Below are 22354 nucleotides of genomic sequence, written 5' to 3'. Positions count from 1 at the left end.
ACGGTTCGCTCTTGTTAGATTTGGCTGGTCGGCAATCGTACTGCCCCGGGCTCCCGGAGGCCTTCACCCCCATGGCACTCATTCAATACCTCACCCAGATCCAGTTCGAGTTCGGCGCGATCAAGCTGCTTTCCAGCGAATGCGCGCGCATCGGCATCAACCGTCCTCTGATCGTGACTGACGCCGGCGTGCGCGCGGCCGGTGTGCTGCAGAAGGCGCTCGACGCCATCGCCGACCTCGAAGTCTCGGTCTTCGACCAGACGCCCTCCAACCCCACCGAAGCCGCAGTGCGCGCGGCCGTGGAGCTCTACCGCAGCGGCCGCTGCGACGGCCTGATCGCCGTGGGCGGCGGCTCCGCCATCGACTGCGCCAAGGGCGTCGCCATCGCGGCCACGCACGAGGGTCCGCTCAAGACCTACGCGACCATCGAAGGCGGCTCGCCGCGCATCACCGAGCGCGTGGTGCCTCTGATCGCGGTGCCCACTACCAGCGGCACCGGCAGCGAGGTGGCGCGCGGCGCCATCGTCATCGTCGACGACCACCGCAAGCTGGGCTTCCACAGCTGGTTCCTGATGCCCAAGGCGGCCATCTGCGACCCCGAGCTCACGCTGGGCCTGCCGCCCAAGCTCACTGCCGCCACCGGCATGGACGCCATCGCGCACTGCATGGAGACCTTCATGTCGGCGGCGTTCAATCCGCCGGCCGACGGCATCGGCCTCGACGGACTGGAGCGCGCATGGGGCCACATCGAACGCGCAACCAAGGACGGCAGCGACCGCGAGGCGCGCCTGAACCTGATGAGCGCGTCGATGCAGGGTGCGATGGCCTTCCAGAAGGGCCTGGGCTGCGTGCACTCGCTGAGCCACAGCCTTGGCGGCGTCGATCCGCGCCTGCATCACGGCACGCTCAACGCCCTCTTCCTGCCCGCTGTGATCCACTTCAACTCGGGCGCCGAGTCGGTGCAGAAGGAACAGCGTCTGCAGCGCATGGCGCAAGCCATGCACCTCGATTCGGCCGGCGACCTGGGCGATGCGATCCGCGACATGAACGCGCGCCTCGGCCTGCCCAAGGGCCTGGCCGAAGTGGGTGTGATGCCGGCGATGTTCGAGCAGATCATCGACGGCGCCATGGCCGACCACTGCCACAAGACCAACCCGCGCCTGGCCACGCGCGACGACTACAAGGCGATGCTCGAAGCCTCGATGTAAGGCCCGCGCAAGAAGCCTGTAATGGCTTCTTCTACACATTGCTTCAGTGAGCGTTCCGAGGGGTGTTTCAGAGGGAAAAACCGCCCTCTCACACCCCTCGCGTCATTTATGTGACATAAGGGATTTCTAGACTGTCACCGAAGGTTTCCCAGCCGCGGAAACCCAAGGGTCAGGGAAGTTCCGAATGCAGCGCACAGTCCAAGTCCACACCGTCCTGAGCTCGGAGCAGCTCAAGTTCCGCTCGATGCGGGGACGGGAGGGACTCTCCGAACTCTTCGAGTTCGAAGTGGACATGGTCAGCACCAGCTTCAGCCTCGACCTGAAGCAGTTGCTCGGCACCTCGCTCACGCTGGAGCTGGCCGACGAAGGCGGCCCGCGCTTCCTCAACGGCACCGTGGTTCGCTTCGAGCTCGTGGGCCGCGCCAACGAAACCGGCCGCCAATACATCTATCGCGCGCTGGTGCAGCCGTGGCTCTGGTACCTCACGCGCACCACCGACTGCCGCATCTTCCAGAACAAGAGCGTGCCCGAGGTGCTCGACGAAGTGCTGGGCAAGTACGGCTTCCAGTTCGAGAAGCGCCTCACCGGCAGCTACCCCACCTGGGAGTACTGCGTGCAGTACCAGGAAAGCGACTTCGCCTTCGTCAGCCGCCTGATGGAGCACGAAGGCATCGCCTATCACTTCGAACACGCCGACGGTTCGCACCTGCTGGTGCTGGCCGACGACGCAGGCAGCTACAAGCCTCTGCCGGGCCATGCCAGCATTCCCTACCGGCCGCGCGACCGCGTGGTCAATGCGCTGGAGCCCTGCATCGACCAGTGGCGGGTGGCCGAGCAGATCACCTCCGGCCGCGTGATGCTCGACGACTTCGATTTCCGGAAGTCGCGCGCCTCGCTCCAGAGCGTGCAGCAGGACCCCAAGCCTCACGATCACTCGACCTACGAGGTCTACGAATGGCTCGGCGGCTACACCGAGCACCAGCAGGGCGACGCCTACGCGAAGATCCGCCTGCAGGAGCTGCAGTGCGCACACGAGCTGGCCGCGGGCCACACCAACGTGGTGGGCATGGCGCCGGGCTACCTGTTCCAGATGACGCATTGCCCGCGCGAGTCGGACAACCGCGAATACCTGGTCACCGAGGCCCGCTACGACCTGCGCGAGCCCGAGTACTCCTCGGGCGGCAGCAGCGAATCGGTGTGCGAGTTCGACTTCACCGTGCTGCCCTCCTCCGTGCCCTACCGTCCGGCTCGCAAGACGCCACGCCCTCGTACCAACGGTCCGCAGACAGCCACGGTGGTCGGCCCCGAGGAGATCTGGACCGACCGCTTCGGCCGCGTGAAGCTCCAGTTCCGCTGGGACCGCTACGGCCAGTCGAACGAGAACAGCTCCTGCTGGGTGCGCGTGTCGAGCAGCTGGGCCGGCGCCAACTACGGCACCATGCACATGCCGCGCGTGGGCCAGGAAGTGATCGTCGATTTCATCGGCGGCGAGCCCGACCGCCCCATCGTCACCGGCCGCGTCTACAACAGCGACCAGATGCCGCCATGGGAGCTGCCCGCCAACGCCACGGCCAGCGGCATCCTCACGCGCTCCAGCAGCGGCGGCGCAGCCAACCAGGCCAACATGCTGCGCTTCGAGGACCGCACGGGTGCCGAGCAGATCCTGCTGCATGCCGAGCGCAACCTCGACGTGGAAGTGGAAGCGGACGAAACCCACACCACCGACGGCACCCGCACCACGCTCATCAAGGGCCACGAATCGGCCACCTACCAGGACGGCGAGACACGCGACATCACCGCCGGTGCCAAGGAAACCATCACGGGCGGCGACACCCGCAGCGTGACCGGCGGCTTCACCGAGACCGTGACCGGCGGCGTGAACCAGACCATCTCTGGTGGCAAGACGCGCGTGCTCAGCGGAGGCCTGAACGACACCATCACCGGCGGCGTCAACTCGACCATCACCGGCGGCTACCACGGCACCATCAACGGGCAGGAAGTGCGCTTCGTGAGCGCGGGCCGGCAGGACACCATCGACGCTTCGAATACGGTGGTGGTCAACGGCCCGTCGACCACCACCGTCACCGGCCCGACGGTGCATACCTCGCCGGACGTGACCTTCAACACCACGAACCATATCCACAACACGACGCAGCACGTCATCAATACCACCGTCTACAACACGACGTCGAACACGTACAACAACCTGGCGGTGAGCTACACCAACAACTCGGTCAGCTACACCAACAACTACGCCAAGAGCAGCGACTGGCGCCTGACGCGCTCCGGCGGCGCGGGCTTCCGCTTCGGCGCGGTGGGCATGTCGCTCGACTTCTGGGGCGTGCGCCAGCAGTTCTACGGCATCAACTCGCAGTACGCGGTGCTCAAGGTCGACTTCCTGACCTTCAAGATCGCGAACAAGGGCATCGACATCACCAACCAGGCCATGGAAGTCGGCAGGACCGCGGTCCGCTTCTACATGGACGGCATGGCGGCCTATGCGCAGGCCATGCACCTCGTGATGTGACGCCCGGCATGGTCGAGTGGGAGACGCTTCTCTGGGTGTTCTTTGGCGTGGTGATGGCCGTAGTGGTGCTGGGCGGCATCGGCGCGGTGGGCTACATGCGCAAGGAGAACGGCCGCTACATGGCCGAGGCCAGGCGCTGGGCGGTGCTCGCGCAGACGGGCCAGCCGGCTGAAGCCGTGGTCAGCAACGTGCGCATGCATCCCAACAACATGACGCGCGGCGGCTCGCGCGGCCAGACGGTCTGCGCGCTGGTGCTCGACGTGGCCTACACCGATGCCGCCGGCGCGGCGCATTCGGCCTCGATTCCCACCTTCGTCGAAGACGCGCTGGTGCCGCAGTTCCTCACGCCGCAGCGCGTCGTCCACTTGCGCTACGACCCGAGCGATCCGGCCTCGGTGGCCATCGACCGCACGCGCACGCCGCTGGAGCTGCCGCGTGCCGACTGAGCGCTGTTCCCTTCCTCGTCCATGAAGACAGTCAAGCCGCTGCGGCTGAGCGTGATCACGCGCCCCTTCCTCCGGCGGGCCGAGCAGCGCCTGGCCGTCACCACGCTTTGCATGGCCTCGATGAGCAGCCAGCCTGTGCTGACACCCGAGCCCGAGTTCTGGAAGACGCTGTCCGAGGAACTGGGGCCGGCCACGGCGATCGACCTCGGCATTCCCAAGGTTCGCGCCGAGATGCTCGCGACCGGCTACGCCTACACCGCGCACCACCAAGAGAAGACCCGCTGCGCCGCACGGCTGCAGGTCGGCCATCTGGCCAAGGACCTCGCGGTGTTCGGTGATCGTTTCTGGATCGGCGCACGCCCTTCCCCACCCCAGCCCTTCGAGGCCATGCGCATCGACTGGACGCGCGCCTACGGCGGCCCCGATTTCGCGGACAACCCGCTGGGCCGCGGCCACGGCCTGGAGAACGTGAACGGCCATGAGGTGCAGCGGCTACCCAACATCGAAGACCCCGCGCACCGCCTGCACCATCCAGGCGACCGGCCGGAGCCGGCGGGCTTCGGTCCGCTCGACATCGCATGGCCGCGCCGCCTGCGGCTCATCGGCAAGCAATACGACGGGCATTGGCGCGACAACCTGTTCCCCGGATTCGCCGAGGACATGGACTGGCAGCTTTTCAACGCCGCGCCCGCCGACCAGCGTTTTCACGACACGGCGGAGATTGCACCGGGCACGCCCTTCGCGGTCTGGAACATGCACCCTGCAACGCCGATCCAGCAAGGCCGCCTGCCGCAGTGGCGCGCCCTTGCCGTCATCGCGCGGCACCGGCTTCCCGGCCAGATCGAGGAAGTGCCGCAGCGGCTGACCACCGCATGGTTCTTTCCACATCTCGAGCGCGTGGTGCTGGTCTTCCACGGAGAGACGCGCATCGATGAAGACGATGCGTCCGACATCTCGCATGTGATGCCCGCGCTGGAAAGCGTCGGCCAGCCGCGCGACCTCGACCACTACGCCGCCGTGCTGCGCCAGCGCTGCGACCCGGACAAGGGCGCGCTGTACATGTTCCGCGACGACGAGCTCATTCCCGACGAAGCGATCGGCCCGTGGCTCGACCAGCCCGGCACCGGCGACTCGGCGCTCGTGCGCAACATGCGCGAGCGTGGCGCGCAAGCCCGCGAAGACCTGAAGCAGAAGGCGCTCGCCGCCGGCCACAAGGCGCGGCACTTCAACGAGCGCCGCCTGCCGGAGCCCTTCACGCGAATGCCCACGCTGCGCGAGCTGCCGGACTTCGTCGAACAGGCCGACCACCACGCGCGGGCCCAGCGCGAACAGGGCGCCGTCGAGCGCGAGCGCCTGCAGCGCGAGGCCGATGCCAACGCCAAGGAGTCGATGAAAGTCGGCTTCGACACCGGCAAGCTGGTGCGTGAACACGACGCTACGCGCCCGAAGGGCCCGCCGAAGGTCGACAGCGCCGAACTGCTGCGCGGCTTCGAAGGCATTCCCGCGGCCACCGGTACCGCGCCGCTGCCGGGGCAGCAAGTCGAGTCGATGCGCAAGCTCGCGCAGGACGCCGAGCGCGGGCTGCTCGCGCTGTACCGCGGTTCGGCCCAGCACCAGACGCCGATCGATGCACCCAGCGACGAACGGCAGGCCGCGCTGCGCGCCAAGGTTCTGTCCGTGCTCCAGGGCAGCCGCGATTTCACCGACATGGACCTCACGGGCGCCGACCTCTGCGGAATGGACCTGCAGGGCGCCTGCTTCCGCCGCGCGCTGCTCGAAGGCGCCGACCTGCGCCGCGCACGCTGCGAAGGCGCGGACTTCAGCGAAGCCGTGCTCGTGCGCGCGCATCTGTCGGCCGGCGACTTCAAGCGCGCGGTCTTCCGCGACACCAACCTTGCCGGCATCCAGTGCGAGCAGGCCGTCTTCTCGCAGGCCCTGTTCGAAGGCACGGGCTTCGAGAAGCTCAAGCTCGAGCGCTGCGACTTTTCATCGGCCCGCATGCGCCACCTGCACGTCATCGAATCGCAGCTGCTGCATTGCAACTTCGATGCGGTCGACGCCGCCTACATCGGGTTTCTTTCCGACGTGACCATCGAAGACTGCAGCTTTCGCGGCGCACGTCTCATGAAGGCCGGCTTCCTGGGGTGCCGCGTGGCAGGGCTCGACTTCAGCGGCGCCGAGCTCGAAGCCTGCGCCTGGACCCACGTGAATTGCGACGACCGAATGGTGTTCGGGCGTGCACTGCTGCGCAGCACCTGCTTCGTCGGCAACAGCAGCCTGCGCGGCGCCGACTTCGAAGAAGCCACGCTCGTGCAATGCAGCCTGCGCGAGATTCCGATGGAGGGCGTGCGCTTTGCGCGCTCGACCCTCGACACCTGCGATCTTTCGTCGTGCGACCTCACCGCCGCCGACCTCGGTGCGGCACAGACGCCCGAGAGCCTTTTCATACGCAGCAACCTGAGCCGGGCTTCGCTGCGCGCCGCGAACCTCATGAACGCCAATTTCAACAAGGCCCGGCTGCTGTCGGCCGACCTGCGCGAAGCCAACCTGTTTCGCGCCGACATGTCCCAGATCGTGATCGACGACGTCACCGAGACACGCGACGCCTACATCGTGCACACCAAGACCGTGCCGGCCGCGCGGGCCGCCGCCGTCGAATGAGCCCGCAGGCGCTGGCAGCCAAGGTACGCAGCGGCGAGCCATTGCAGGGAGAAGACTTCAGCGCAATGCCGCTCGACGGACTCGACCTGTCGGGCGGATTGTTCAGCGAGTGCCGCTTCACGCGCGCAAGCATGAACGGCGTGCAACTGGCCGACGCCGTGTTCGAGCGCTGTGTCTTCGACGGCGCAGCGATGGACGGCGCGCAGCTGGGCAAGACTTCTTTCCTGCGCTGCAGCCTGCAGGAAGCGCCGATGCACGCGGCTCGGTGGGAAGGCACGGTGGCTGCCGAGTCCGATCTGCGGGGCGTGCAGGCCGATGAATCGGTACTGCAGGAGGCCGCTTTCCACGATTGCGACCTCGGCGGCGCACGGTTCGTGCGTGCATCGGTCACCAAGACAATCTTCAACGACAGCCGCATCGGCGATGCCGACTTCGGCGAAGCCGCGTTCGCGACCGGCGTGTTCTTTCGCTGCGACCTGCGCGAGACGGGCTTTCTCGGCGCGCGCTTCGACAACGCAATCTTCACCGAGGCCGACTTGCGGGGCCAGTCGTTCGCAGGCCAGTCGCTCGAGCGCTGCCAGTTCATCGACGCGCGCCTGTCGAACTGCGTGTTCGACGACGCGCGGCTGGTGCAGTGCAACTTCAAGGGCGCGGCGCTGGATGGCGCACGGCTGCTGCGCGTGCACGCGCCGCAGTCGCTGTTTCCGCAGGCCGACATGCGCGGGGCGGATTGCCGCGGGGGCGTGTTCGACCAGTCGCTGTGGATCGATGCGCAGCTCGCCGACGCCGACTTTTCCGACGCGCGGCTCGAACAATGCGTGTTCCACCGCGCCCGCTGCGAGCGCACGTCGTTCGCGCACAGCCGGCTGATGTACGCCGACTTTTCATACGCAGACCTGCGCGCCGCCAATTTCGAGAAGGCCGTCTTCCAGCGCACGCAGATGCACCGAAGCCTGCAGGCGGGCACGCGCTGGAGCGACCGCATCGGCGTGCTCGACGCCGACCCCGAGCTGTTCGAGGCCGAGCGCGTCGCGTGGCAGCGCCCGCACCGCGCCGTGCGCATCGATCGCGACGCGCACGGCCTGATGCGCGCGCAGGACCTCCCCTCCTCCCACATGAAGGACCCCGCATGACGATGGCATCCAGGACACCGTCCAGCGCACCCGCGCCGCTGGCCGGCCGCGGCGACGAATGCGGCAATGAAAGCGCCGACGAAAACGCGCTGGCGCCGCTGCTGCGCAAGCAAGCAGGCCCGAAGCAACGGCAAGCCGACGCACCGCCCAGCGGCATCGCCATGGCGACGGTCAGCGCCGCTGAGGCCGAAGACGGCTTCTGCGAAGTCGTGCTCGCAGACAGCCGCCGCATGCTGCGCTGCCGGCGCGCCGCCAGCTGCCTGCTGCTGCCCGGCCCCGGCGACACGGTGATGGTCGCCGGCCCGCACGACGAGGCGCTCTATCTCATCGCCGTCGTTGCGCAGGCCGACAGCAGCCTGGCCACGCTCGCAGTCGACGGCGACCTGCGGCTGCAGTCGCGTCACGGCGGCGTTGCCATCCAGGGCGCGGGTGCGATCGACCTCCAATCGGACACCGCCATCGCCAGCCGATCGCCGCAATGGACGCTCGCGGCCGAGCGCGCGCAATGCACCGTGTCCGAGCTGGACTACCAGGGCGCCGAAGTGCGGTTCGGCGTGCTGGTGTCGCGCTTCGTCGGCCGCGCCTGCGAGGTGGTGCTCGACCGGCTGAGCCTGCTCACGCGGTCGAGCTTCCGCATCACCGAGGAAGTCGAGCAGGTGCGCGCGGGGCAGATCGACATGCAGGCCTCGCGCACGCTGCGCCTGCATGCGAAGAACACGCTCGTCACCAGCAAGGAGCTGGTGAAGGTCGATGCCGAGCAGATCCACATGGGCTGAACCACCCGCCACCGATTCGAAGGAGCTTCACGCATGTTCGCCAACGCACAGATGATGGGCATGGACCTGGCCTTTCCCGATGTCTGCAAGACGCCGCCGGCCGTTCCGATTCCCTACCCCAACTTCGCGCTCGGGCCCACGGCCATTCCCAATGCCTGGAACATCCTCTACGGCGGAACACCCGCGCACAACCTGGCGACGACCACGCCCATCACCAACGGCGACAACGCAGGCGTGCTGATGGGCGTGGTGTCGCAGACCGTGATGGGTCCGTCGCGCCACATCACGGGCGCGTTCACCGTGCTGCTCAAGGGCTCGCCATGCACGCGCATGACCAGCCTGACCGTGCAGAACCGCAGCAACATCGTCGGCATGCGCATCGTGCCGAGCCAGTTCAAGGTGCTCGTGCTCGCGCCCTGAATGCACATTCGGTTGCTTTTGTAAGCGGAAATGGTTCACTTTTGGCATGTGTATTGCTGCAATGCAGCAAAGCAGATGGCATGCCCCAATGATGTGCCACGGCAGTGGAGACGCAGGTCCTGAAAAGCCACCACGTCATCGATTGCGAGGCGCCAATGAATGCAAGTACCGTCCCGGAGTCGCACCAGATCGCGAAGGCGGAGGTCTCCACATGGCATGAGCGCTGGCGACGATGGCGAGGCGGCACCGCCGAATCGCTGGTGCCGCGCATCGCGGGATACGCATTGCTCGCCTTCGTGCTCTGGCTCGTCGTCACCACGCTGATACAGCCGCTGGTCTCCAGGCAGGCCACGCGCGCGGTGCTGCAGGCCCCGGTGACGCTGGTCACCTCGCCCATCAGCGGCGTGGTCACGCAGATGTCGGTGCGCGCGCTCGACAAGGTCGACGCCGGCGCCGTGGTGGCCACCGTGCAGAACCCGACCATCAACCGCGACATCCTCACCACGCTCAGCACCCAGCGGCTCGCGCTGCAAAGCCAGGTGGCGCAGTTGACGAACCAGGCCAACGCATCGGGCGATGAACTCCAGTTCGTGGAGCAGCAGGTCAAGCTCTACCGCACCGCATCGATGGCGCAGACGCGCGATGCGTGGCAGATCGCGCAGCGCCAGCGCGAGGTGGCGCAGTCCAGCGTGGCGGAGCAGGAGCAGAAGGTGCGCCGCACGTCCGCCATGCTCGACGAAGGCGCGGTGAGCCCGCAGGCCATGGACGCGGCACAGGCGCAGTTGAGCATCTCGCGGGCCAATGCGGCCGTGGCCGAGCAGGCCTACTCAGGCCTGGGCCAGAGCATGGCGAGCGCGAGCCGCGGCGTGTTCGTGGGCGGCGGCGGTGCCAGCGTCTACCAGACGCTCACCAGTCGGCGCGAGACACTGAGCAGCTCCATCGAGCGCGCGCAGCACGACAGCGAGGTCCTGCGCCAGCAGCTGCGCGAAGTGACCGCGCTGGAGGCCGAGGAACGCAGCCGCATCGACCGCATGGCCGCCTTCCAGGTACGTGCGATGCAACCGGGCCAGGTGAACTCGGTGCTCATGCCGCAGGGCAGCTTCGTGCCGCAAGGAGCCACTCTGGTGCGCATGACCGACTGCAGCCGCATCGAAGTGGTCGCGGTCTTTCCGCCGCGGGTGGCCAGGAAGCTCAACATGGGCTCGACCATCGCCGTGAAAACGGACGACGGCGGCGCGGAAGTGTCGGCCCGCGTTACCCAGTTGTTGCCAGTTGCTCCAGAAGATTTCCAGAGCCGCTATGCAGTGCCCTTCCCCTTCGCGGAACAAGGCTCGCTGTACGCGGTGGCGCGTGTCGAGTCCGACAACCCGGCCTGGATCGCGCAACGGGGCCTGTGCGCCCCCGGCAAGGTGGTGTCGGCAAGGCTGGCCTCCTAGCGCGAAGCATGCATCCACGACGCCGATGAAGGCAGACGATGGATCACGCAACACCCGTTCGACGATGCGCGCTGGCGCCGGCCATGGCGCTCACGGCGATGCTGTGCCTTCATGCGCCGCAGGCACCGGCGGCCGAAGGCACCGTGCAACAGCTGCTCGCGCGGCAGAGCTGCGACGGCCTGCGCCGCGCCGTGGCGTTCAGCAGCCGGGGTGAGTCTTCGGCGCCGCTGCTGCTGCCGAGCTATCGCACCGAGGCGCAGATCGACGGCGTGCCTGAACTCGCGCCAAGCCTCGCGAACGTGGCCTTCGTGTACGACAACGCGCTGGCCGGCATCGCACTGCTCGCATGCGGCGACACCGCATCGGCCAAGCGCATCGCCGACGCGATGGTGCTGGCCGTCGAGCACGATCCGCATTACTCCGACGGCCGCATCCGCAACGCCTACCGCGCCGGTCTGCTGGCCGATGCGAAACCCGTGCTGTCCGGCTACTGGGACGCCAGCAGGAACCAGTGGATCGCCGATGCCTACCAGGTCAGCACCGCGACAGGCAACGTGGCCTGGGCCGCGCTGCTGTTGCTCAACGTGAACCAGTCGGCACCTTCGCCGCGCTATGCCGATGCCACCGCGAGGCTGCTGGCATGGATCGAGCAACGCACGCGTTCCAGCGTTGCGCCGGATGGCTACAGCGGCGGCTGGTACGGCTGGGACGAAAAGCAGGCGGCGCAGACCTGGAAATCGACCGAGCACAACATCGACATCGCCATGGCCGCCGCATGGGCCGCACGCTCCGGCACGCACCCCGAGCAGAAGCAGCAGGCCACCACCGCGCTGGCCTTCGTCGAACGCATGTGGAACAAGGGCGAGCAGCGCTTCTACATCGGCACGCAGGCCGACGGCGCGAGCGTCTCGGGCATGGCCTCGGGCCTCGATGCGCAGCTGTGGCCGCTGCTCGCCGCGCCGCCGGGCCACTGCGCATGGCGAGCCGGGCTTGCATGGATCGATGCCAACCATCGCTACGGTGCCGGCTACGGCTTCTCGCGCCAGCCCGACGGCATCTGGACCGAGGGCAGCGCCCAGGCCGCAGCCACGCTGGTGGCCGTCAAGGGCGCGGCGCCGGAGGCCTTGTGGCAACTGCTGGCCGCGCAGCGCGCGCCCAACGGCCTGTACTACGCCACGCCCAGCCCGCGCATCTCGACCGGGCTGGCCATCGGGCCCGATTCCAAGGGCCCCGACTTCTTCTACTACCGCTGGCCCCACCTGGGCGCCACGGCCTGGATCGCACTTGCAGCCAAGGGCTGGAACCCGTTCACCGGAATCACCACCGTCGCAGGAGCAAAGCCATGTTCGAACTGATCGATACGCCTGAATTCAGGGTCAATCTGATGGTCGTGGGCCTGGCCCTGATCATGATCTTCCATGCTCGCGCCGACCGTGCGTCGCACCGCGTGCTGTTCGGCTTTCTCACCGCGCTGGTGCTGGTGCGCTACGTGGTGTGGCGGCTGGCCGAAACCCTGCCGCCGGCGGACCTGGGCTTCGGCACGCTGATGGGCTGGGTGTTCCTGGTGTTCGAGATGGTGTCGATCGTCTACACCCTGCTGTCGATACAGATGCTCTCGCGCCGCCGCGACAACCACGCGCAGGCGGATGCGGGCGAAGCGATGCTGCGCAAGCGCGGCGCGGCCGTGCCGGCCGTCGACGTCTTCATCTGCACCTACAACGAGGAGATCGGCGTGCTCGAGAAGACCATCCTCGCTGCGCAGGCCATCGGCTATCCGCATCTGAATGTCTGGGTGCTCGACGACACGCGGCGCGACTGGCTGCGCGACTACTGCGAGCGAAAAGGCGTGCACTACGCGCGCCGGCCCGACAACGCGCATGCCAAGGCGGGCAACCTCAACAATGGGCTTCGGCAATCGGCGGCGATGACCAATGCACCCTACATCCTCGTGCTCGACGCGGACTTCGCGCCTCACCGCGACATCGTCTACCGCGTGCTCGGCCTGTTCGACGACCCGAAGTCGAAGGTGGGCCTGGTGCAGACGCCGCAGTTCTATTACAACGCCGACCCCATACAGCACAACCTGCGCGCCACCGACAGCTGGGTCGACGAACAGCGCGTGTTCTTCGACGTGCTGCAGCCCGCCAAGGACGCGGCCGACGTGGCGTTCTGCGTAGGCACCTCGTTCATCGTGCGGCGCGACGCCATCACCGCTGCCGGCGGCTTCCCCACGGGCAGCGTGTGCGAAGACATCTACACCACCTACACGCTGATGCGCTTCGGCTGGGTCACGCGCTGGCTCAACGAGCGGCCGTCGAACGGGCTGTCGGCGGACAGCGTCATCGACTACATCAACCAGCGCAGCCGCTGGTGCCTGGGCACCATCCAGGTGGCGCTGCTGCGCGACGGCCCGCTGCGCGGCAAGGGCTACAGCTTCACGGCGCGGCTGCACTACGTGCACGGGCTGATGCACTGGCTCACCAAGCCTTTCATCCTGCTGATCCTGGCGGCGCCCGCGCTCTACTGGTACACGGGCGTGTCGGCCTTCCATGCCACGCCCCAGGCCTTTGCCATGTACGGCCTGCCGCCGCTCGTCATGTTCTGGGGCTACACCTACTGGATCAGCCAGCGCCGCTGCCTGCCGGTGTTCACCGAGGTGACGCAGATCGTGGCCGCGATGGCGGTCACGCGCACCATCGTCTCGGCGCTGATCCGCCCTTTCGGGCGGCCGTTCAAGGTCACGGCCAAGGGGCAGGACCGCAGCAGGACGGTCGTGCACTGGAACCTGGTCGCGGTGTTCGGCGCCCTGATCGCGGCGATGCTGATGGGCGCGCTGGGCGCCATCGGCGGCTCGATGACCGCCGGCGATGTGCTCAACGTGGTGTGGACCTTCGTCGCCACCGTGTACTGCCTGGCCGCGCTGATCGCCTGCATCGACCGCCCGCGCCCCGAGCACGACGAGCGCTTTCCGTACGACGCCGTCACCACCGTGCGCAGCGCCGCGGGCGTGGGTGCGGCACGCTTCGCCGAGATCGCGGGCGACGGCGCGCGGCTGCTCAACAGCGCCGCGCTGGGCCGCATCGCGGTCGGGCAGCCGCTGGACGTCCACGTCGACCACGTCGGCTGGGTTGCGGCCACGGTGACGGGCCGCTCCGACGCAGGCACCGAACTGGCCTTCGAGCACGACGAGGCGGTGCACGACCGGCTGGTGCGCCAGGTCTTCAGCCTGCCGCCCAGCCATGTCGCCACGCAGGTGAAGCCGGGGCGCGCCGCGCTGGCCTTCATGGACAGCGCGGGCTGGCGTTGGCCCAGGATGCCCCGAATGCCGGCGATGCCGCGCATGTTCGCCAGCAGCGCGCCGATGCTGATGGTGGTGCTGGTCGCCGTGCTGGTGCTGTCTGGCTGCAACCTCACGCCGCCGCTGAAACCGGCCGACGTCGAAGTGCCCGCGCAGTGGGCAGAGGGAGCGGGCGGCGCCGATGCGGCACCCATGGCATGGCAGGCCTTCGTGCGCGACGACGAACTGCGCGGGCTGATCGCCACCGCACTGGCCCGCAACCGCGACCTGCGCGTGTACGCCGCCAAGGCGAGGGAAGCGCGCGCCGTTTATGCGAGCACGCGTTCCAGCCTGTTTCCGGAGATCGGCCTCGCGGGCTCCGCCGGACGCGGCAACCAGGTCACGTCGCTCGGCCCGAACGGCGTGGCCACCAACAGCCAGGCGGTCGGCCGCGTAGGCAACACCTATGCGGTGCAGGCCGGCATCATGGCCTATGAGCTCGACTTCTTCGGCCGCGTCGACGCGGGCGTGAAGCAGGCGGGCTCGCAGGCCACGGCCAGCGACCTGGACTTTGCCGCGGCGCGCATGAGCCTCGTGGGCGAGGTGTCGAACGCCTACCTCACGCTGCGCGCCGACCGCGCACTGCTGGCGCTGGCCGAGTCCGACCTCGCCACCCAGACCGACAGCACCGGCGTGATGCAGCGTGCGCGCACGGCGGGCGGCACGTCGGACCTCGACCTGCTGCGTTCGCAGTCTCTGGTGCAGCGTGCCGCCGTTCAGCGCGAGGAATTCCGCATGCGCGTGGGGCAGGACCTGCAATGGCTCACCGTGCTGGTCGGCCAGCCGGTGCCCGCCAACACAGGCGCGCAGCGCCCATGGCCGGAGCGCTCGGTGGCCGACGTACCGGTGGGCCTGCCCGCGAGCCTGCTGCAGCGCCGGCCCGACCTGCTGGCCTCGTATGCGCGCGTCGAGGCCGCGAACTCTGGCATCGGCGCGGCCAAGGCGGCGTTCTATCCGAGCTTTTCATTGACCGCCGTGGGTGGCGGCCTGAGCAGCGAGTTCTCGAGCCTGCTGAGCTCAGGCAACCGCAGCTGGGCCACGGTGCTCGGCGTGTCGCTGCCCATCTTCGACTGGGGCCGGCGCTCCGCCAACCTGAGCGCGAACGAAGAGCGCCTGGCCGCTGCCATGGCGAGTTATGAATACGCCGTGCAGCAGGCATTCCGCGAAACCGCCAACGCGCTGATCGCCGACAGCCACCTGCGCCCGCAGCTCCAGGCCCAGCAGGCGCGCGTGCAGTCGCTGCAGCGGGTGGCGGCGATCTCGCGCACGCGCTTTCGCAACGGGCTCGAAGACTACTTCGCCGGCGCCGATGCGCAGCGCGAGCTGTACGTGGAGCAGCGGCAATGGATAGAGCTGCAGCTCAAGCAGGCGGTCAACACGGTGAGCCTGTACAAGGCGCTTGGCGGCGGCTGGGAAGATGCGCCTGCGCCCATTGCCGCAGCAGGCGCGGCGCCGCGCCGGTGATCAAGCCGCCGGGGGTTCGGCGAACCACGCCTCGGCCCAGCCCTGCCGCTTGACGGGGTTGAACTCGCTGAACGTGAAGCTCGCGAGCTTTTCGGTGTGGAACGGGTCCTGCGCGAAGAACGCCTGCAGCGCGGCGAGCGATTCCGCGCGGGCCAGCATGAACCCGCCTGTCGCCGGCACCTTCGGCCCGGAGCAGAGCAGCAAGCCGGCGTCGTAGCCCAGTTGCAGGTAGGCGCGATGCGGCGGCACGGATTCCTGGATTCTTTCGAGCGGAACGAGGTAGTTGATTTCGACGATGAAGTGCTTCATGAATGGTGTCTTCGATGGCTTTCCAGAGCGGTAGCAGCGACCGTGCCCGCCATGGCACTTTCGGTATTCAGCGCGCCAGCGGCAGCCGCATGTCGAAGCGCGCACCGCCGCCCGCTTCGTTCGCCGCCTCCAGGCGCCCGCCTTGCGCATGCACCACCGCCTGCGACAGCGCCAGCCCCAGGCCGAGTCCGGGCGTCTTCTCGTCGGAGCGCGCGGCGGCGCCGCGGTAGAAGCGCTTGAACAGGTGCGGCAGCTCGTCGCCGCGAATGCCCGGCCCGTGGTCCGACACGCTGACGATCGCCTCGTCGGCCTCCAGGTCGGCGCGCACGTTCACGTTCACCACCGTGTCGGGCGGCGAGAACTTGAGGGCGTTGTCCAGCAGGTTGGCCAGCGCGAGGCTGGCTGCGCCTCGGGCGACGCGCGCAGCGACCGGGAATGGCGCGTCCAGCGACAGGGCAAGCCGACGTTCGCGTGCCAGCGGCTCCAGGCGCCGCAGGGCCTCCTCGGCGAGCTGGTTCAGCGACACCGTTTCCACCGCGTCGCGCTCCTGGCCGGCGTCGAGGCGGGCCAGCACCAGCAGCTCCTCGACCAGCAGCGTGAGCGATTCGACCTCCTCCAGCGAGGAACGCAGCGTCTCCACGTAAGCAGCCGGCTCGCGCGGCCTTCGCAGCGCCAGCTCGAGCTCGGTGCGCAGGCGCGACAGCGGCGAGCGCAGCTCGTGCGAGGCATCGGCTGTGAAGCGACGCTGCGCCTCCATGCCCTGCTCGATGCGTGCGAGCATGTCGTTGAGGGTGTCCACGAGGCGGCCGATCTCGTCCCTGGTGCCGGGGTGCGGCAGCCGCTCGCCGAGGTTCGCATCGCCGATGCGGTGGGCCTGCCGCACCACATCGTCGATGGCGCCGAAGGCACGCCGGGTGATGAGCGCACCGGCCGCGCCCAGCGCCAGCAGCAGCGCGCCGCCAAGAATGATGAACAGCGCGCTGGCCATGGCCACGGTGCGGTTCACGTCGTCCAGCGAGCCCGCCACCTGCACCGCGAGCAGCGAGCTGCGGCCCGGCACGGGCACCGAGACCATGCGCGTGGGCTCCTCGCCGTAGCCGTCGAGCGTCTCGAAGACGGTCTCGCCCGCCGCGAGCCGCTCGCGCAGCGCGGCCGGGATGGGCAGCTGCGCCTCGCCGAGGTTGCTGCTGCGCGCGAGCACGCGGCCGTCGGCATCGACGATCTGCACCAGCCGGTCGAGCCGAACGAACGAAGGCGCGCCGGGGCCCGGCGGCGCCTCGTGGACGATGACGGTGTCGCCCTCGCCGGCCGCCAGCAGCATGCCCATCTCGGTCTCGGCCAGCGCGAGCAGCGCGGCGTCGAGCTCGCGGTGCACGTTGCGCGAGAACACCAGGTAGGAGGCGAAGGCGGCCACCGCCATCACCACCACGATCACGCTGACGTGCGCCAGCGCCAGCCGCTTGCGGAAGCTAATCATGAGCGACGATTCCGCCGCCGTTGGCGTCCTCGGCCAGCGCCAGCCTGAAGCCGCGTCCGCGCACCGTGTGGATCAACGGCACGCACGGCGGCGCATCGACCTTGCGGCGCAGGTTGCTGATGTGAACGTCGATCAGGTTGTCGATGGAGATCAGGTCGTCCTTCCACACCTGCTCGGCCAGGCGCGAGCGGCTGACGACCTCGCCGGCGTGGCGCAGCAGGATCTGCAGGATCGCGAACTCCTTGTGGGTCAGCTCCAGCACCATGCCGCCGCGCAGCACGCGCTGGCTCACGGGGTCGAGGCTCAGGTCGGCCAGTGCGAGAACCACCGGGCGCACCAGCTCGGAGCGGCGCAGCAGCGCGCGCACGCGGGCCAGCAGCTCGTCGAAGGCGAAGGGCTTGGTCAGGTAGTCGTCGGCGCCGGTGTTCAGGCCGGCCACCCGGTCGCTGAGCGCGTCCCGGGCGGTCAGCATGAGCACGGGGGTCTTGCAGCCGCGCTGGCGCAGGTCGCGGCACAGGGTGAGGCCGTCCTTCCCGGGCAGCATCCAGTCGAGCACGATCAGGTCGTAGGCGACGACGAACGCCTCCTCGTCGCCCTCCTCCGCGGTATGGACCACGTCGACCACGAAGCCCTCCTCCTGCAGGCCCCGGGCCAGCAGCCGGGCGGCCTTGCGGTCGTCTTCGATCAGCAGAATTCTCATGGCGCGGATCATGCCGTGCCTTCCTGACCAACGGCCACCGGGCCACCGGTCCGGATCCTTAAGAGAACTTCAGGATTTCTTGGGAGCTTCTTCAGGCGCCTTTTCCTACGCTCTCCGGCAGGAGACGGGAGCGGATCGAGGGCATGGGAAGGCGTCCCGTGCACGGCGCGCCCGTCCCGCGACACCCCGGATCGCGATGAAGAAGAAATCCCTCTACCAGATAACCCCCGCGCGCATCGTCTTCGGCGTGATGACCTGCGCGGCCCTGTGCGTCGACTCCTTCGACGGCGCCGCCCATGCAGCCACCACGGTGGCCGCCGCCCCCGCCCCGATGCTGGTGCGCCAGGGCAACCGCCTGAGCGTGCCCGCCGGCTCTCCGCTGCGCGACCGGCTGCTGGTCGCCACCGTCGGCCAGGACACGCTGCCGCACGAGGTGAGCCTGCCCGCCACGGTGGAAGCCAACCCGGCGAGCACCGTCAACATCCTGCCGCCGCTGACCGGCCGGCTGCTCGAGCTCAAGGTGCGCCTGGGCGATACCGTCAAGCGCGGCCAGGTGCTCGCCACCATGAGCTCGCCCGACCTCGCGCAGGCCGTGGCCGATGCCCAGAAGGCCCGCGACGCGCTCGACCTCGCGCAGCGTGCGCTGGTGCGTGCGCGCGGCGTGAACGAGGCCGGCTCCAACGCCGCCAAGGACGTGGAGGCGGCCCAGAGTGCCGTCGCCCAGCAGACGGCCGAACTGCGCCGCAGCGAGGCGCGCCTGCGCAGCCTGGGCGCGGACGGCAGCGGCACCCAGGCTGGCCAGGCCGGGCAGGTGCTGAAGATCGTCGCGCCCGCCTCCGGCACGGTCACGGCGCTGAACGCGGCGGCCGGTTCGAACCTGAACGACGCCAACGCGGCGCTGATGACGGTGTCGAACCTGGATTCGGTCTGGGTCACGGTCAACGTGCCCGAGAGCGTCGTGGGCACGGTCGCGCCCGGGCAGAACGTGGTGGTCACGCTGGCCGCCTACCCGGGCCGCAGCTTCAGCGGCAAGGTCGCCTTCGTGAGCGCGGTGCTCGACGCAGACACGCGCCGCGCCCGCGCCCGCATCGTGTTCGCCAACCCCGAAGGCATCTTCAAGCCCAACATGTACGCGACGGCCGTGCTGGGCGTGCCGCAGGGCGCGCAGCCGCAGGTGCCGGCCTCGGCGCTGCTGATGAACAACGACAGCGTGAGCGTCTTCGTCGAGGCCGAGCCCTGGACCTTCGTGCGCCGCACGGTGGAACTGGGCCGGGAGGACGGCGACAAGGTCCGCATCCGCAGCGGCCTGGCCGCGGGCGAGCGCGTGGTGGTGCGTGGTGGTGTGCTGCTGAATGATTAACCTCATCATCACCCAGTTCTTCCGCCGCAGGCACCTGGCCTGGGCGATGTCGGTGGCGCTGGTGCTCTTCGGCGCGTGGTCGTGGACGCAGATGACGGTCGAGGCCTACCCCGACCTCGGCGACGTCAACGTGCAGGTGACCACGCAGGTCAACGGCCTGGCCGCCGAGGAGATCGAGCAGCAGATCACCACGCCGCTGGAGCGCGCGCTGAGCAACACGCCCGGGCTGGCGTGGATCCGATCCAGCAGCACCTTCGGTCTCTCGCTGATCACGCTGACCTTCAAGGACGGCACCGACGACTACTTCGCCCGCCAGCGCGTGACCGAGCGCATCGGCCAGGTCAGCCTGCCCTCCGGCGCGCAGCCCGGCCTGGGGCCGGTGGCGGGGCCGGCAGGCGAGATCTACCGCTACACGCTGGAGTCGGACACCAAGAACCTGATGGAGCTGTCGGAGCTGCAGCGCTGGAAGGTGATTCCGGCGCTCAAGCAGGTGGCCGGCGTGGTCGACATCAACAACTTCGGCGGCTTCACCCGCGAGTTCCAGCTGGAGCTGGACCCGGCGCGTCTGCAGAAATACGGTCTGGTGCTCAACGACGTGGTCACGGCCATCAACAACAACAGCGCCAACGCCGGCGGCGGCCGCATCGCGCGCGGCGACCAGAGCTACGTGGTGCGCGGCATCGGCCAGATCCGCACGCTGGACGACCTGGGCACGGTGGTGGTGGCGCAGAGCAGCGGCTCGCCGGTGCTGGTGCGCGATCTCGGGCGGCTGCAGTTCGGGCACCAGGAGCGCGGCGGCATCCTCGGCAAGGACACCAACCCGGACACCATCGAGGGCATCGTGCTGATGCTCAAGTACGAGAACCCATCGCGCGTGCTGGAGGGCGTGCACGGGAAGATCGACGAACTGCAGGCCGAGCTCGCGCCCATGGGCGTGAAGATCGTGCCCTACATCGACCGCGACGACCTGGTGAAGCTCACCGTGGACAAGGTGACGCACACCGTGCTCGAAGGCATGGCGCTGGTGTGCTTCGTGCTCATCCTCTTCCTGGGCAGCCCGCGCAGCGCGGTGGTGGCGGCGGTTGCCATTCCGATGTCGCTGGTGACGGTGTTCATCGTGATGCACTTCACCCGCATGCCGGCCAACCTGTTCTCGCTGGGCGCGATCGACTTCGGCATCATCGTGGACGGTGCCATCGTGGTGATGGAGGCCATCCTGCGACGCCGCGAAGAAGAGCCGCATGCCACGCTCACCGAGGGCAACATCCTCGAGACGGTGAGCCATGTGTCGGGGCCGATCTTCTTCGCCACGCTGATCATCATCACGGCCTACTTTCCGCTCTTCGCCTTCGAGCGCGCCGAGGGCAAGCTCTTCAAGCCGATGGCCTTCACGGTCGGCTACGCGCTGGTGGGCGCCCTGCTCTGCGCGTTGACGCTCATTCCGAGCCTGGCCTACGTGGCGCTGCGCAAGCCGAGCAAGCCCTTCGTCAACAAGCCGCTGGTATGGCTGACGGGCGCCTATCGCCGGGTACTGGCGCGGCTGCTGGAGCTGCCGGCCATCGCCTACGGCCTGAGCGTGGCGGCGCTGGCCGCGGTGGTGGTGCTGGGCGCCACGGCCGGGCGCGAGTTCCTGCCCGACATCGACGAAGGCGCCCTGTGGCTGCAGGTCCAGCTGCCCTCGGGCCTGTCGCTGGACAAGGCCAGCGAGATGGCCACCGAGCTGCGGCACGTGCTGCTGGAGTACCCCGAGGTCTCCTACGTGGTGACGCAGCTCGGCCGCAACGACGACGGCACCGATCCGTGGACGCCCTCGCACATGGAGGTGCCCGTGGGCCTCAAGCCCTATGGCGAATGGCCGGCCGGCGTGAAGAAGGCCGACTTCGTGCGCACGCTGACCGAGCGCTTCGCGCGCATGCCGGGCTTCGACGTGGGCATCAGCCAGCCGATCATCGACGGCGTGAACGACGCCGTGGGCGGCGCGCACAGTCCGCTGGTGCTGCGTATCTACGGCGACGACCTGAAGGAAAGCCGGCGCATCGGCAACCAGATCGTCGACCTGCTCCAGACGGTGCGCGGCACCGCCTCGGCGTCGCTGTTCCAGGAGCCGCCGATCCCGCAGGTGGTGATCGAGCTCAACCGCGAGGCGGCGGCGCGCTTCGGCGTGAACGCTAACGACGTGGCCAACCTGATCCAGACCGGCATCGGCGGCGCGCCCGTCATCACCGTCTATTCGGGCAACCGCACCTACAACGTGTCGGTGAAGATGCCGAAGAGCGCCAAGGGCAACACCGAAGCCATCGGCTCGCTGCTGCTCAACAGCTCCAGCGGCGCCAAGGTGCCGCTGGCGCAGGTGGCCGACATCCGGCTGCAGACCGGCGAAAGCACGATCTCGCACGAGATGAACGAGCGCCAGATCACGGTGCGCGTGGACAACCGAGACCGCGACCTGGCCTCCTACCTCGACGAGGCACGCGATCGCATCGCGAAGGAAGTGAAGCTCGACCCCACGAAGACCCGCCTGCAATGGGCCGGCCAGTTCGAGAACCAGCAGCGCGCGCAGGCGCGGCTGGGCGTGTCGCTGGCCATCGTGGTGAGCATCATGGCCGTGCTGCTGTTCTTCCAGTTCGGAAAGATCCGGCAGGTGGCGCTGATCCTGGGCGTGGTGCCGATGGCGACGCTGGGCGGGCTGATCGCGGTGCACGTCGCGGGCGAAACGCTCAACGTGGCCACTGCCGTGGGCTTCATCGCGCTCTTCGGCGTATCGATACAGAACGGGATCATCATGGTCGCCAACTTCCGCCGCGTGCGCGGCGAAGGCCTGGCGCTGCAGGCCTCGGTGCTCGAAGGCGCGACCGAGCGGCTGCGGCCGGTGCTGATGACGGCCACGGTGGCCTCGGTGGGCATGCTGCCCGCCGCCCTGGCCACCGGCGTGGGCACCGACGTGCAGCGCGGCCTGGCGACCGTGGTCGTCGGCGGGCTGGTCGTGTCGACGCTGCTGACGCTCTTCATCCTGCCCACGCTCTACTTCGCGATGGAACGCCTGTTCGAACGCAAGGGCTGGGGCACGCGCTCGCGGCGCGACCGGTAGGAGAACAGAGAA

15 protein-coding genes are annotated in these 22354 nt (G+C 68.6%); 12 read left to right on the top strand and 3 right to left on the bottom strand.

Annotated features, from left to right (window positions below; genetic code table 11):
• Positions 1-71 precede the first annotated feature (71 nt).
• The 10 genes from gbd (at position 72) to G369_RS0103680 (ending at position 15408) form a co-directional block, all read left to right on the top strand.
• On the top strand, positions 72-1208 hold the full coding sequence (gene gbd / locus G369_RS0103725) for a 4-hydroxybutyrate dehydrogenase (protein WP_019652633.1): 1137 nt from the start codon (positions 72-74) through the stop codon (positions 1206-1208).
• Between the two features lie 184 nt (positions 1209-1392).
• Complete coding sequence (locus tag G369_RS0103720) at positions 1393-3735, top strand: type VI secretion system Vgr family protein (protein WP_019652632.1); 2343 nt, start codon at positions 1393-1395, stop codon at positions 3733-3735.
• A complete protein-coding gene (locus tag G369_RS0103715) occupies positions 3732-4181 on the top strand; it encodes a hypothetical protein (RefSeq protein ID WP_019652631.1) in 450 nt (149 codons plus the stop codon). The genes G369_RS0103720 and G369_RS0103715 overlap by 4 nt, the downstream gene beginning before the upstream one ends.
• Positions 4182-4202: 21 nt before the next feature.
• On the top strand, positions 4203-6842 hold the full coding sequence (locus G369_RS0103710; protein ID WP_019652630.1) for a DUF2169 family type VI secretion system accessory protein: 2640 nt from the start codon (positions 4203-4205) through the stop codon (positions 6840-6842).
• Positions 6839-7975, top strand: a complete 1137-nt coding sequence (locus G369_RS0103705; protein ID WP_019652629.1) for a pentapeptide repeat-containing protein — start codon at positions 6839-6841, stop codon at positions 7973-7975. Before G369_RS0103710 ends, G369_RS0103705 begins: the two co-directional genes overlap by 4 nt.
• Positions 7972-8751, top strand: a complete 780-nt coding sequence (locus G369_RS0103700; protein ID WP_019652628.1) for a DUF3540 domain-containing protein — start codon at positions 7972-7974, stop codon at positions 8749-8751. Before G369_RS0103705 ends, G369_RS0103700 begins: the two co-directional genes overlap by 4 nt.
• A 33-nt stretch (positions 8752-8784) precedes the next feature.
• Positions 8785-9171, top strand: coding sequence for a DUF4150 domain-containing protein (locus tag G369_RS0103695; protein ID WP_019652627.1), 387 nt, complete (start codon positions 8785-8787; stop codon positions 9169-9171).
• Positions 9172-9326: 155 nt separating this feature from the next.
• On the top strand, positions 9327-10607 hold the full coding sequence (locus G369_RS0103690; RefSeq protein ID WP_019652626.1) for an HlyD family secretion protein: 1281 nt from the start codon (positions 9327-9329) through the stop codon (positions 10605-10607).
• A gap of 38 nt (positions 10608-10645) precedes the next feature.
• Positions 10646-11962 carry a hypothetical protein gene (locus G369_RS0103685; protein ID WP_026346187.1) on the top strand — a complete coding sequence of 439 codons (1317 nt, stop codon included), beginning with the start codon at positions 10646-10648 and terminating at the stop codon, positions 11960-11962.
• Complete coding sequence (locus G369_RS0103680) at positions 11950-15408, top strand: efflux transporter outer membrane subunit (protein ID WP_019652624.1); 3459 nt, start codon at positions 11950-11952, stop codon at positions 15406-15408. Before G369_RS0103685 ends, G369_RS0103680 begins: the two co-directional genes overlap by 13 nt.
• Here G369_RS0103680 and G369_RS0103675 read toward each other — a convergent pair whose 3' ends face one another.
• From G369_RS0103675 to G369_RS0103665, 3 genes are all read right to left on the bottom strand, one after another.
• Complete coding sequence (locus tag G369_RS0103675; protein WP_019652623.1) at positions 15409-15717, bottom strand: YciI family protein; 309 nt, start codon at positions 15715-15717, stop codon at positions 15409-15411. It lies immediately after the preceding gene.
• A 67-nt stretch (positions 15718-15784) separates the two neighbouring features.
• Complete coding sequence (locus G369_RS0103670) at positions 15785-17194, bottom strand: sensor histidine kinase (protein ID WP_019652622.1); 1410 nt, start codon at positions 17192-17194, stop codon at positions 15785-15787.
• On the bottom strand, positions 17187-17894 hold the full coding sequence (locus G369_RS0103665; protein ID WP_038114016.1) for a response regulator transcription factor: 708 nt from the start codon (positions 17892-17894) through the stop codon (positions 17187-17189). The genes G369_RS0103670 and G369_RS0103665 overlap by 8 nt, the downstream gene beginning before the upstream one ends.
• Positions 17895-18090: 196 nt before the next feature.
• Here G369_RS0103665 and G369_RS0103660 point away from each other — a divergent pair, with 196 nt between their 5' ends.
• A complete protein-coding gene (locus G369_RS0103660; RefSeq protein WP_019652620.1) occupies positions 18091-19254 on the top strand; it encodes an efflux RND transporter periplasmic adaptor subunit in 1164 nt (387 codons plus the stop codon).
• Positions 19247-22342 carry an efflux RND transporter permease subunit gene (locus tag G369_RS0103655; RefSeq protein WP_019652619.1) on the top strand — a complete coding sequence of 1032 codons (3096 nt, stop codon included), beginning with the start codon at positions 19247-19249 and terminating at the stop codon, positions 22340-22342. Before G369_RS0103660 ends, G369_RS0103655 begins: the two co-directional genes overlap by 8 nt.
• Positions 22343-22354: the final 12 nt, after the last annotated feature.

It is taken from the genome of Variovorax atrisoli 110B (assembly GCF_000382045.1).
Lineage (GTDB): Bacteria > Pseudomonadota > Gammaproteobacteria > Burkholderiales > Burkholderiaceae_C > Variovorax > Variovorax atrisoli.
This window is presented reverse-complemented; position numbering and strand designations above follow the sequence as displayed.

What these genes read in the sequence shown, in the direction of transcription:
- G369_RS0103705 (WP_019652629.1), top strand. Translation starts at nt 6,839, where the DNA reads ATGAGCCCGCAGGCGCTGGCAGCCAAGGTACGCAGCGGCGAGCCATTG.
- G369_RS0103660 (WP_019652620.1), top strand. Translation starts at nt 18,091, where the DNA reads ATGAAGAAGAAATCCCTCTACCAGATAACCCCCGCGCGCATCGTCTTC.
- gbd (WP_019652633.1), top strand. Translation starts at nt 72, where the DNA reads ATGGCACTCATTCAATACCTCACCCAGATCCAGTTCGAGTTCGGCGCG.
- G369_RS0103685 (WP_026346187.1), top strand. Translation starts at nt 10,646, where the DNA reads ATGGATCACGCAACACCCGTTCGACGATGCGCGCTGGCGCCGGCCATG.
- G369_RS0103670 (WP_019652622.1), bottom strand. Translation starts at nt 17,194, where the DNA reads ATGATTAGCTTCCGCAAGCGGCTGGCGCTGGCGCACGTCAGCGTGATC.
- G369_RS0103680 (WP_019652624.1), top strand. Translation starts at nt 11,950, where the DNA reads ATGTTCGAACTGATCGATACGCCTGAATTCAGGGTCAATCTGATGGTC.
- G369_RS0103710 (WP_019652630.1), top strand. Translation starts at nt 4,203, where the DNA reads ATGAAGACAGTCAAGCCGCTGCGGCTGAGCGTGATCACGCGCCCCTTC.
- G369_RS0103665 (WP_038114016.1), bottom strand. Translation starts at nt 17,894, where the DNA reads ATGAGAATTCTGCTGATCGAAGACGACCGCAAGGCCGCCCGGCTGCTG.
- G369_RS0103700 (WP_019652628.1), top strand. Translation starts at nt 7,972, where the DNA reads ATGACGATGGCATCCAGGACACCGTCCAGCGCACCCGCGCCGCTGGCC.
- G369_RS0103655 (WP_019652619.1), top strand. Translation starts at nt 19,247, where the DNA reads ATGATTAACCTCATCATCACCCAGTTCTTCCGCCGCAGGCACCTGGCC.
- G369_RS0103695 (WP_019652627.1), top strand. Translation starts at nt 8,785, where the DNA reads ATGTTCGCCAACGCACAGATGATGGGCATGGACCTGGCCTTTCCCGAT.
- G369_RS0103690 (WP_019652626.1), top strand. Translation starts at nt 9,327, where the DNA reads ATGAATGCAAGTACCGTCCCGGAGTCGCACCAGATCGCGAAGGCGGAG.
- G369_RS0103675 (WP_019652623.1), bottom strand. Translation starts at nt 15,717, where the DNA reads ATGAAGCACTTCATCGTCGAAATCAACTACCTCGTTCCGCTCGAAAGA.
- G369_RS0103720 (WP_019652632.1), top strand. Translation starts at nt 1,393, where the DNA reads ATGCAGCGCACAGTCCAAGTCCACACCGTCCTGAGCTCGGAGCAGCTC.